The sequence below is a fragment of the Kitasatospora purpeofusca genome, from assembly GCF_000718025.1.
GTDB classification, from domain to species: Bacteria; Actinomycetota; Actinomycetes; order Streptomycetales; family Streptomycetaceae; genus Kitasatospora; species Kitasatospora purpeofusca.
In genome coordinates this window covers 38,108-50,585 of sequence record NZ_JODS01000022.1, presented here as the reverse complement: position 1 = coordinate 50,585, position 12,478 = coordinate 38,108, and the positions used below count along the sequence as shown (strand labels likewise).

Here is a 12,478-nt window from a genome sequence, read left to right as displayed (position 1 = left end):
GTTCGGTGGCGGCGTCAGCTGCTCTCGCGCAGGCTGCTCGCCATGTCCTGGTCCATCTGGTGCATCTGGTCCTTGATCTGGCGGAACTGCTTCGCGAAGCCCTTGATGCCCTCCATCGCGGCCAGCAGGCTGGTGTTGAACTTGTCGTACGCCTCCTGCATCGCCGGGCTGGACTGCTGGAACACCATGCCGTCGCCGAGCAGGTTGTTCACGTTGTTCTTCAGGTCGTTGAGCATCGGGACGATGTTCTCGGCCGCCGAGTCGAGCTGGCCCGAGGTGGTCTCGATCTTCTCGAAGTCGAGGGAGATGTTGGGCATGTCGCGGTCCTTTCGAAGGGGGGATGGCCGGCCGGGGAGGTCATGGGTCCCGGCCGGTTCGGGCGGCGCCCTCAGTCGTCCTGGGAGCTTCCGCCGCCGGTCTGCTGCCACTCCTGGCCGGGGCCGTTGCGGTGGTACTGGGTGGCCGTGCCGTCGTTGTCGGTGACGGTCATGTCGCCGCTGCCGTCCTCGTGCAGATGCGTCTCGGCGTGGTTCTTGGTGCCGTCCGCGTACACGGTGTCGGTGGTGAACGAGCGGCCGTGGTCGGAGTAGGAGGTGGTGGAGGTGTAGCTCTGCCCGTCGTGGGTGACGGTGGTCTCCTCCTTGATCACGTTGTGGTCGGCGTCCAGGGTGAGGTGGGTGTGCACCGAGCCGTTCGCGGTGTCGATGGTCTGGTCGACGGGCGGTGCGCCGGGGTCGGTGGCCCGGCAGAACTCCGGCACGGTGCCGTCCGCGCCGGGGTGGCACTGGTCGGCGTGGGCGTTGCGGTACTCCCAGGCGGCCTGCCGGTCGCGCCACTGGTCGAGCCCCATGTTGGCGCCCATCACGCCCAGGCCGTCGGCGATCTGGGCGTCCACGTCGAAGAAGCCGTCGGCGACCGCGCCGAACACGTCGCCGAGCTGCTTGAGGTGGTCCACGGCCCGGTTCATCGGGTCCTTGGAGAGCCGGTAGAGGCTGCGGAAGCCGTTGGTGACGTTCGGGTCGCCGAACACCGCCTGGGCGTCGCCGAGCTTCCCCGAGCCGTACTGGGAGAACAGGCTGTCGTGGAGGGTCGGGGAGATCCGGTCGGCCAGGTTGTGGAGGTCCTTGCGGGCCTCGTGCAGGACGCCGTAGTCCATCGAGAAGTCGGGCACGGGATTTCCCTCCGGTCGGATCGGCACGCGGTTCCCGGTCGACCACGTGCCGGCGGCCCCCGCGGTTCACCGGAGGCCATGTGACGTCCGCCGTGAGCCGTGAGCCGTGAGCCGTGAGCCGTGGGCCGTGAGCCGTGAGCCAGGAGCCGTGAACCGCCCGCCGTGAACCGCCCGGGACCCCGGCACGTGGTCCTCCCGAGAGGTGCCGCGCGCCGCGGCGGCCGGGCCGTGCCCACGGACGAGGAGGAGACGACGGTGCCCCAGCGTCCGACCGACTGGAACGCGATCGGCCTGTCCGCCGACCCCACACCGGGGGACCCGGACCGGATCGACGAGGTGCAGCGCTCCCTGGCCGACCTCGGCCGCACCGCCCGGGAGATCGACGACGCGCTCGCCGCCGTGCTCGACAAGACCGGCCAGGGCGCGTTCACCGGGCAGACGGCGGACGCCCTCCGGGACAAGATCAGCGGGCCGCTGCGGGCCTTCGTCCAGTCGGTGGCCGACGGCTTCGAGAACTCGGCGCGGGCCCTGACCACCTACGCCGGAGTGGTCCGCGACCAGCAGTGGCGCGCCGACAACGCGCTCTCCCAGGGCCGCGGCCTGGCCCAGGACGACACCCGGCGCACCGAGCTGGCGAGCACCGCCCGCCAGGCCGGCACCGCCCAGGACGAGGCCGGCCGCACCGCCGGCTCGGCCCTCAGCAGCGCCGCCCGCGGGATCAAGCAGCCGGTCTCCGACTGCGACCTGTTCTGGGAGGCCTTCCAGTGGCTGGCGATCGCGCTGATCCTGCCCGCGCTGATCTTCGGCGGGCCGATCGCGCTGATCGCCATCGGCGTCAACCTGGCGATCTTCGTGAAGACCGCGGTCGACTTCTCCCAGGGCAAGGCCAGCGCGCTGGACCTCTTCCTGTCCGGCCTGGGCATGATCGCCCCCACCACCAAGGGCCTGCCGCTGCTCAAACTCATCAGCGCCGGGGCCAAGTTCACCTGGACCGGGATCAAGGGCGTCGCCCAGGCGATCGGCGGCTTCTTCCGCGGCGTCTTCACCGGCGGCGGCTCGCACGCCTTCGCCTTCCTGCCGGGCCTCGCCGATCTCGCCCGGATGACCGGTGGCTGGGTGAGGACGGGCGGCCTCTGGGTGCTGAACGGGGTCACCCGGCTGCCGCACTTCGCCGGGATCACCTTCCGGGCCAGCGGGATCGCCGTGGTCAACGGCGTCAAGGGGCTGCCCGCCCTGGTCCGCGGTCTGCCGGCCAACCTCGGCCGGTTCGGCTCCGCCTCCTGGGACTTCGCGCGCGCCCAGCTCGGCGGCGCCAAGTGGCTGCGGCTGGTGCTCCCCGTCGACGCGGCCGAGATCGGTCGCTACGGGCTGCGCGGCGCCCTGCGGATCGGCCTCTGGGAGCGCGGGGTCCTCGGCAACTTCCGGTACGGCGCCCCGCTGCTCGGCACCGCCGGGCGGACCGCGGCCGCCGTCCCCGTGCCGCCCCCGGTGCACACGGTCGACGCCCTGGTGGACCTCTCCCGCACCGACCTGGCGAAGGTCAGGGTCGGCGACTGGGCCGGTCCGCGTCGGCTGGAGATCCCGCACCTGGAACCGTCCGGCTCCGGTCTCTCCTACACCAGGCCGTCCGACTTCCGCCTGCACAACGACCTCGCCGACCGCCTCTCGCTCGCCCCGGACGCCGTCCGCAAGCTGGACGCGCTGCTGGACATTCCGGTCCGCGAGCTGCACCCGGTCGGCAGCTGGACCGGCGGCACGGTCGTCACCTCGGGCGGACTGCACGTGGAGACCGGACTCGGCGTCAGCGCCGCGCCCGGCGGCCTGCACGGGATCGGCGGACTCACCGGTGCCCCGACCCCCGCCCCCGTGCACCTGGCCGACACCCTCACCGCCGGCGGCCCCGCCACCGCCCACGCCCCGAACCTCCAGACCCAGGCCCTCGCCCTGCACCAGGCCGGCGGCGCGCCGACCGCCCTCGGCACCGGCGCGCTGCACACCGCCTCCCCGGCGGCCCCGGCCGTCCACACGGCCGACCTGCTCACCCCGTCCGCCGTCGCCGTCCCGCACCTGACCACCGGCACGCTCCCGACCGCCGCACTGCACGGCGGCGGCGCGGGCCTGCCGTCGACCGTGACGGGCGCCGTGACCGTGCCCGGCCTCGGCACGGCCGGGCACGGCGCGCACCTGAACGGCGCCCTCGACCTGCTGGCCACCGGCTCCCCGCTGAACCGGGCCGACGCCCCCGTCTTCACCGCGGGCGGGAACCTCGGCGACCACAGCACCCGCGCCCTGGCGGCCAGCCAGGTCAACCTGCACCTGGGGGAGTTCGCGGCGCCCCGGGTCGCCGCGACCCCGGCGCCGGTGCTGCCGTCGGTGCACGCCGTCACCCCGCCCACCGCCCTCGTCGGCGTACCCGGCCCCGGCGGCGTCACGGACCTCGGAGGCGTCGGGGCCGGGGCGCACGGCGGTCTCGGCCGGGTGGACGAGGCGCTCGGCCTGCTCCAGCCCGGCCCCGGGCACGGGTCGGTCCAGGGACTCGCGGGTCCGGTCCCGGCTGCGCCCGCCCCGCTGCCGCCCGCCGTCCTCGGTTCGACGCCGACACCGACACCGACGCCGCTGCCGCCGGCCGCGCCGCTGGTCCAGGGTCCGGCCGCGCCGCTGCCGCCGGTCGGGCCGGCGCACCCGGCCGCCGGGTCGGCGCACGACCTGCCGACCGTGCCCGCGACCGGCGGACACGGTGGACACGGCGGTCCCGAGCGGCTGACCGGCCCCGAGCGGCTGACCGGTGCCCAGCTGGACCGGCTCTGGCGCGAGCAGGGCGACCGGGTGGCCGGGCTGTTCGGCGCGAGCGACGACCCCGGCCGCGGCGCCCGGCTGGACGCCTGGGCCGACCTCACCCTCGCCCGGCACGACCTCGGCCGGGCCGAGCGCCTGCTGTCCGACCTCCACGCGCGTCCCGGCGGCGGTTCCCGGCCCAGCCCGGTGGTGATCCACGCCCAGGCGTCGGTGGACGCGGCCGCGCTCAAGGTCGACGCGGCCCTCGACCGGGTCACCGGCCTGGGGATCGACCCCGCCCGGATGGACCGCGACCTGGCCGCGCTGACGGCCGACAGCCTCCGCGAGCGCCCCCGGCTGCTCGGCGGCTCGGACGGCGGCGGCGGGGTGCCGCCGCACGTCGGCCAGCAGCCCCAGCTCGCGCCGCACCCGGCTCCGCAGCACGGGCCGGCCCAGGCTGTCCAGCCCCCGCAGCACGTCCAGGCGCCGCCGCCGGTGCAGCACATCCAGGCACAGCACATCCAGGCACAGCACGTCCAGCCGCAGCCGCCCGCGCCGCAGCCCGTCGTGCTCGCCCTCGCCGACCAGGGCACGGCGGGCCCCAACGGCCTGCGGGTCGAGTCCACCGTCACCCCGAACGGGACCGTCCACCGGGTGCTCGACTCCCACCACGTGCCCGACCCGATGCTGCAGCCGACGCCCCGTCCCGGCGGCGGCTTCGACCTGCACGACACCCGGCTCGGCACCACCCACTCGTACGACGGCAACGGCCGCCTGGTCGCCGAGGACCTGCCGCTCACCGGCCTCGACGGCACCCCGGCCGGCCTCCGGGTGCACACCGACTTCGATGCCCAGGGCGCGGCCACCCACCGGGTGCTCGACCCCAACGGCGCGACCGGCCTCCAGGCCGCCCCGCGTCCCGGCGGCGGCTTCGACCTGCGCGACCCCGCCACCGGCGGCCACCGGGGCTTCGACCACGCCGGCGGGCTGGTCGAGGAGGGCCGTCCGCTGCTCCGCGGCGACGGCACGCCGTTCGGCCCGGTCCTGCTGCTCGGGCACGACAACGGGACGGTCACCCGCTCGCTGTCCGGCGGCGGCCACACCCTCACCGAACTGCCCGGCGGCGCCGGCCTGCGGGTCACCGACCCGGCCACCGGCCGCTCGGCGCTGTTCGACCACGGCGGGGCCTTCCGCGCCGAGGGCCTGGCCCTGGGCGATGCCGCGGGCCTGCGCGGCCACCGCTTCGCGACCCGGCAGGGCGGCGGGTTCGTGGTGACGGACGTGGCGGGGGCGGTGCTGCCGGGTTCCACGGCGGTGGGCGTCGCGGGCGGCGGGGTCCGGGTCACGGACGCGGTGTCGGGCGGCTCGGTGCGCTTCGGCGCGGACGGTCTCCAGGTGGAGCGCGGTGTGGCGCTGGCGGACGGGGCGGGGGTGCGAGGTGCGCGGTTCCTGGAGGGGAACCCGCCGCGGGTGACGGACGTGTCGGGTGCGGCGGTGCCGGGTCTGTCGGGCGAGGGCCTGGCGGGCGGCGGCTGGCGCGTCACGGACGCGGCGTCGGGGGTGTCGACGCGGTACACGGCGCAGGGCGCCGTCGTCGAGCACGGTGTGGCGCTGGCGGACGGGGCGGGGGTGCGAGGTGCGCGGTTCCTGGAGGGAGCGCCGTCGCGGGTGACCGACACGACGGGTGCGGCGGTGCCGGGTCTGTCGGGCGAGGGCCTGGCCGGCGGTGGCTGGCGCGTCACCGATCCGGTGTCGGGGGTGTCCACGCGGTACACGGCCCAGGGCGCCGTCGTGGAGAGCGGGGTCGCGCTGGCCGACGGTGCCGGGGTGCGCGGTGCCCGGTTCCTGGAGGGCAACCCGCCGCGGGTGACCGACGTGACGGGCGGACCGACAGGTCTGTCCGGCGAGGGCCTGGCCGGCGGTGGCTGGCGGGTCACGGACCCGGTGTCCGGTGTGTCGACGCGGTACACGGCCCAGGGCGCCGTCGTGGAGAGCGGGGTCGCGCTGGCCGACGGTGCCGGGGTGCGCGGCGGCCGCTTCGTCGTCCCGCAGGGCGGCGGCGGGCACGCGCTCACCGACGCGGCCGGGGCCGTGCTGCCCGAGCGCGTGGTGGCGCACCCCGGCGGCGGGTTCCGGATCGAGGGCGCGCCCGCCGTCCCGGGCGGCGGCGTCCCGTACGAGCGGTTCGCCGCCGACGGCACGCCGACCGCCGGCGGTCGGCAACTGCTCAACGGCAACGGCACCGTGGTGGGCCACCTGGAGCGACCGGTGCCCGCGCCCGGCCACCCGGCGCCCGCCGGGCAGCCGGCCTGGCTGGACGCCGCCTTCCAGCCGGACGCCACCCGGGTGGTCACCGCCGACGGCGCCGGTCTGCGGGTCACCGCGCCGGGCGGCTCCTACCGGGTCTTCGACGACGCCGGACGCCTCACCGACGACGCCGCCCGGCTGCACGCGCCGGGCGGCGGCGCGCTCGACCAGTGGGTGGTGGTCCACACCCCGCCCGGCGGCCCGCGCACCCTGGAGGTCCTGGACGCCACCGGCACGCCGGTGCCGAACCTCACCGCCGCCGACCGGCCGGGAGGCGGCTTCCAGGTCACCGACGCGGCCGCCGACAACGGCTTCGTCCGCTACGGCGCCGACGGCGGCCGGCTGGAGACCGGCACCGCGCTGCGCGGCCCCGACGGCAATCCGGACCGGACCTTCGCCGTCCTGCCGCCGCCCGGCCCCGGCGGCGCCGCGCTCCCGGGCCACCTGGAGGACGCGGCCGGCCTTCGGGTCCCCGAACGGACCGTCACCGTCCGCGCCGACGGCGGCCTCCAGGTCTCCGTCGACCGGCCGAACGGCCCGCGGCACGGCGAGTTCACCGCCCACGCGCCGGGGGACGGACGGATCACCCAGCAGGGCTTCAACGTCGTCGACGGCGGGCGGCGCACCGACCACCAGTACGTCGTCGACCACACCCCGGCGGCCGGCGCGACCTGGAGCAGGCAGCCGCACCCGGCGGCCGCCGCCCCGCCGCCCGCCGGCACCGGCGCCTTCCACCACGGCCGGGTGGAGACCCTCGGCGGCGGCAACCGGATCCGGCTGATCTCCTCCACCTACACGCCCGTCGAGGTGTTCGAACGCCGGGTGCTGCCCGGCGGCGGCCTGCTGGACTCCTTCCGCCGCACCGACACCCTGCTGTTCGGCGACCTCGACCGCCGCACGGTCTGGACGCAGTGGGACGCCGCCGGCGGCCTCGGCGCGCACGGCACCCGGCGCTACGACACCTCCGGCTTCGGCTGGCGGGACCTCGACCACCGCGGCAACCCCGTGCACGAGTACCGGGACGGGCTGCAGAAGACCGGCGGCGTCACCGGCCACACCTTCGCCGTCCGCAACGCCGACCGCAGCTGGACCTGGCACCGCTTCGACGGCGCCGGCCAGGAACTCGCCCACGGCCCGCGCACCCAGCACCGGGACGCCGGCTGGACCGACCGGCTGGCCGACGGCACCCTGGTCCAGAAGCAGTGGGGGATGGGCCACGGCCCGGGCAAGGCCGGCCAGTTCCTGGAGCACACCTGGCAGGGCGGCGGCGTGCGGCAGACCTGGGAGCGGCACTCCCCGCACGGCAAGGAGGTCGGCAAGCGCGAGGTCCTCGCCACCGACAACGCCGTGCTGACCACCAGCCGCTGGTCCGAGCAACGTCCGCCGGTATGGGTGCGCCGGCACCTGGTGGGCGCCGGCGGGCCGCAGGGCGTCGCCGCGCACCTCGCGGACGACACCCGCTACCAGGTCTTCCTGTGGGACAAGGCGGGCGGAGTCAACCCCGGCGGCGGCGTCCGCTACGTCGGCATGGACGGCGCGGCGGTCGACCTCGGCGCCGACGGCCGCTTCGTCCGCTCCACCGGGAAGCTGCACGGCGGCACCACGCTCAAGGTCGGCGACCACGCCAACCCGCCCGCGCACCCGCCCACCAACCCGGCGCACCTGCCCTGGGAGGAGCCCGGCCGCCGCGGCTACCGGGCCGAGCTGGTCCCGCCCGCCGGGGCCGGCCGCGACCACCCCGTGTGGCAGGACCGGTTCAGCCCGGACGGCGGCGCCAACTGGCAGGTCGCCCGGGAGGGCTTCGCGGACGGCTCGGTCCGCGAGTACCGGGTGCCGCCCCAGGTGGACCCGGCGACCGGCAACGTCCAGGGCCGGGGCACCCACGCCTGGGTCCAGCGGGACGCGCACGGCAACCTGACCGGCAGCCACGACATCTGGCAGGACCCCCAGGGCAACCGGATCGAGGTCACCGGCACCGGCCGCCCCGACTCCGGGCGGTGGACCTGGACCGCCACCGACCACCTCGGCAACCGCACCACCGGCCGCCGCGAGTCCTTCCGCGGCTCCGACGACCCCCGGCTGCCCTGGGACGACTCCTTCCGGGACTTCGACGCGGGCGGCGCCCTGCTCCGCGAGCGCAACATGCTGGACGGCGGCCGCTGGGTCGACTCCTGGCGGGGCGCGGCCCCGCCCGGCGGCGGGCAGCACTGGCACACCGCCAAGTACGAGGCGAACGGCACGGCCGTCGACTTCGGCGCCGGGCAGCAGGTGCGCCGCTGGTGGAACGCCGACACCCGGGCCTGGCAGGACGACTGGACGGCCCGCACCCGGCACTTCCGCGACGAGTTCCGTCCGGCCGCCGGCGGCCCCGCCCTCACCCTGCGCGAGGTCCCCCCGCACCTCGCGCTCGGCGAGGGCCCGCTGCGGGTGCGCCAGTACGTGCCCGGCGGCAACGCCCCGCACCCGGCCGGGAGTTGGAAGGAGTTCGACCACGGCTCGGTGGTCCGGGAGCGCAAGCCGCTCGGCGACGGCACCTTCCTGGAGAAGGACGCCTGGCGCGGCCAGTGGCGCCGCTACGACCAGCACCAGCGGATCATCGCCCAGCGCACCGACAGCGGCCTGGTCTGGGAGACCGGGCCCGGCGGCAACCTGCGGGTCACCGGCAACGAGTACGACTTCCGCGGCCCGCTCACCGAGATCCGCGGCTTCGGCCGACGGGTCCGCGAGGCCAACCGGCTGCCCTGGGGCGACTCGGTCGAGGTGCGGGTGCCGCGGATGCAGAACGCCCTCGCCGGCGTCCCCGGACTGCCGGCCGCGCACAACGGCGTCGTCCCGCTCGGCGAGGCCCTCTACCAGCCGTACTGGAAGGTGCTGGCGAAGAAGGTCGCGCTGGAGTTCGGCCAGGAGTTCGTCCTGGAGTTCGGCGCCAACCTGGCCGTCAACGGCATCGTCGCCGCCGCCAACAACAAGCCCTTCACCGGCAAGGACGTGCTCAAGTCCTTCGCCAACGCGGCGGTCGGGGCGGGCGTCAAGAGCCTCGTCTCCACCGGCATGCACGAACTGCGCGGCAGCGCGGTCGGCGGCCCCAAGTCGGTGCTCGGCAACGTCGACGGCGGCAAGCACGAGCTGCGCCACCCCAACAACCACGACAAGCACTGGGCCAACGAGTGGGCGGGCAACGAGACCCCGACCCGCTGGCGCGGCGGTACCTACGACTTCTTCTACAACGCGGCGCTCGGCGGCGTCGTCGGCTGGGTCAACGGCGCGATGAACGCCTCCGTCTGGGGCGTCACCGGCGCCGACGGCAAGACCCATGTGCTCAGCGGCATGGACGCCTTCCTGGACGGCGGCATCGCCGGCCTGGCCGGCCTCACCACCGCGAGCAGCGCGGCGCTCGCCAAGAACGCGATCATCGCCGGCGGCGGCAGCCGCCTCTTCCACCGCCAGGGCTTCGCCGAGTTCTGGCTCCAGCTCCCGTTCAAGATCTTCGAGAAGACGGTCACCTCGCTCTGGCTGACCAACGCCTACCGGGCGAGCATCGACCCCGCCTGGTACCGGGCGCCCCTGCCCGCCCCCGCGCCCGCCCCCGTAACGAAGCAAGGACAGCAGCCCTGATGCCCCACCGGACCACCCGGACCCACGCCGTCGGCCCGCGCGGCCGCGGCGCCCACCGCCTCGTCGCCGACGCCCTGAAGGCCGCGCAGCCCGGCGACACCGTGGTCGTCGCGCCCGGCCGCTATCAGGAGTCGCTGGAACTGGCCCGCCGGGTCGTCCTGGTCGCCGAGCAGGGCCCCGGGACGGTGGTGCTCGCCGCCCCGCCGGGCGGCGCCCCGGCGCTCCGCGTCCTCGGCCCCGACTGCCTGCTCCGGGGCCTCGACCTGGAGGGCGCCGACCCCGGGGACCCGGCCGTCACCGTCACCGCCGGGGCCGGCCTCGTCCTCGACCGCTGCACCGTCACCGGCGGCCGGATCGAGGTCCGCGGGCCGGAGGGCGCCGAACCGGGGGACTTCCGCGAGGGCGAGGAGGGGACCTCCGCCGTCCTGCTGCGCGACTGCCGCCTGACCGGCGCCCGGCACGCCGCCCTGCGCCTGTCCGGCGGCGCCCGGGTCCGGATCGAGTCCACCACCGTCACCGACATCGACGGGGTGGGCGCGGTGCTCGCCGGCACCGCCCGGCTGGACGTCACCGGCCTGCGCCTGGAATCCACCACCGGCTCGGGCATCCGGCTGCGCGGCAGGTCCCGGCTGCGGATGACCGAGTCCCGGCTGACCTCGCCCGGCCGCGCCGGGCTGCTGCTGGAGGACACCGCCCACGCCCTGGTCACCACCACCCGGATCGAGACGCCCGGGACCGCCGGCCTCCACCTCGGCGGCGACTCCCACGCCGACCTGACCGACACCCGGGTGCTGCGCCCCGCCGCCAGCGCCCTGGTGCTCCAGGACTCGGCCCGGCTGACCGCCGACGGCTGCACCGTCACCGCCCCGGGCGCCAACGGGCTGCTCGCCACCGGCACGGCGCGCGCCCGGCTCACCGACTGCCGGCTGGAGGACTGCGGGTTCAGCGCGGTCCACATCTCCGACCGGGCCGAGGCCGCGTTCACCGACTGCCGGGTCCGCCGGGGCGCCGAGCACGGCTTCCACGTGGCGGGCTCGGCGGTGCTGGGCCTCACCGACAGCACCGTCGGCGAGATCGCCCTGACCGGCGTCGCCGTCACCGACGAGGCCCGGGCCACCGTCACCGGCTGCCGGATCGACACCGCGCACACCGGCGTCGCCGTCGCCTCCCCGGCCGGCACCCGGATCGACCGCAGCACGGTCGTCGGAGCCGCCCGGGCCGGCCTGGAGGTCTCCGCGGGCGGCCGCGCCGTGCTGACCGGCAACCGGGTCACCGGCTCCGGCGCCGCCGGACTCCTGCTCGACTCCGGCTCCGAGGCCACCGTGGAGGGCGGCTCGGTCGAGGGCGGCAGCGGCTCCGGCGTCGTCGTCTGGACCGGCGCCCGCCCGGTGATCACTGGCCTGCGGATCGACGGCACCGGCCGCAACGGCGTGTACTTCGCCGAGGGCGCGGGCGGCCTGCTGACCTCCTGCGACCTGGTCGGGACCAGGCTGCCCGCCCTGCACCTGGCGGCCGGCGCCGCGCCGAGGCTGCGCCGCTGCCGGGTACTGGACTGCCCGGCCGCGTTCGGCGGCGACGGGTCGGCGGCCCCCGTCCTGGAGCAGTGCGACGTCGACGGCGTGCCGCTGGCCTTCGTCGGGGCACTCCAGCCGCCCGCCGCGCCCGCCGCGCCCGTCCTGCCCGGCGCACCCGTTCTGCCCGGCACACCTGCCGTGCCGGCCGTCCCCCTCCCGCCCGCCTCGGCGCCCGCCGAACTCCCCACGGCGGAGCCCGAGGAGGAGCACCTGGACGACCTGCTGGCCGAACTCGCCACCCTGGTCGGCCTGGACCGGGTCAAGCACGACGTCCAGTCGATGGTGAAGCTGATGCAGGCCGTCCGGCTGCGCGAGGAGGCCGGCCTGCCCGCGCCGCCGCTCAGCCGCCACCTCGTCTTCGCCGGCAACCCCGGCACCGGCAAGACCACCGTCGCCCGCCTCTACGGCCGCCTGCTCAAGGCCCTCGGCCTGCTGCGCCGCGGCCACCTGGTCGAGGTCGACCGCAGCGCGCTGGTCGGCGAGTACGTCGGCCACACCGGCCCGCGCACGGCGGCCGCCTTCAACCGGGCGCTCGGCGGCGTCCTGTTCATCGACGAGGCATACTCGCTGGTCCCCGAGTCCGGCGGCCACGACTTCGGTCTGGAGGCGGTGGCGACCCTGGTCAAGCTGATGGAGGACCACCGCGACGACGTCGTGGTGATCGCCGCCGGCTACCCGGCCGACATGGCCCGCTTCGTCGGCTCCAACCCCGGCCTCTCCTCCCGCTTCACCCGCACCCTGCTCTTCGAGGACTACTCCGCCGCCGACCTGGTGGCCATCGTCGAGCACCAGGCGCGCGAGCACCGCTACGAGCTGACCGGTCCGGCGCGCCTGCGGCTGCTGCACCACTTCGAGACGCTCCCGCGCGGCGCCGGCTTCGGCAACGGCCGCTCGGCCCGCCAGACCTTCCAGGAGATGACCGAACGCCAGGCCCAGCGGATGGCCGAGGCCGTCACCCCCACCCCCGACCAGCTCTCCACGCTCGAACCCGCGGACCTTCCCGCCCCCGTCCTCGGCTGACCGGCGGGGTTGATCC

4 protein-coding genes are annotated in these 12,478 nt (G+C 76.3%); 2 read left to right on the top strand and 2 right to left on the bottom strand.

Annotated features, from left to right (window positions below):
- Nucleotides 1-14: 14 nt before the first annotated feature.
- Together IF01_RS0127335 and IF01_RS0127330 are read right to left on the bottom strand one after the other, a co-directional pair.
- Nucleotides 15-317, bottom strand: coding sequence for a WXG100 family type VII secretion target (locus IF01_RS0127335; protein WP_030396211.1), 303 nt, complete (start codon nucleotides 315-317; stop codon nucleotides 15-17).
- Nucleotides 318-388: 71 nt separating this feature from the next.
- The gene (locus IF01_RS0127330; protein ID WP_030396210.1) at nucleotides 389-1,171 is read right to left on the bottom strand and encodes a hypothetical protein; all 783 of its coding nucleotides are present in this window, start codon (nucleotides 1,169-1,171) and stop codon (nucleotides 389-391) included.
- Between the two features lie 255 nt (nucleotides 1,172-1,426).
- On the opposite strand from IF01_RS0127330, the gene IF01_RS0127325 reads away from it, so the two are divergent.
- Nucleotides 1,427-9,868 carry a putative T7SS-secreted protein gene (locus tag IF01_RS0127325; protein WP_157855363.1) on the top strand — a complete coding sequence of 2,814 codons (8,442 nt, stop codon included), beginning with the start codon at nucleotides 1,427-1,429 and terminating at the stop codon, nucleotides 9,866-9,868.
- Entirely contained in the window at nucleotides 9,868-12,462 is a 2,595-nt protein-coding gene (locus IF01_RS0127320) for a right-handed parallel beta-helix repeat-containing protein (RefSeq protein WP_030396208.1), read from the top strand. The genes IF01_RS0127325 and IF01_RS0127320 overlap by 1 nt, the downstream gene beginning before the upstream one ends.
- Nucleotides 12,463-12,478: the final 16 nt, after the last annotated feature.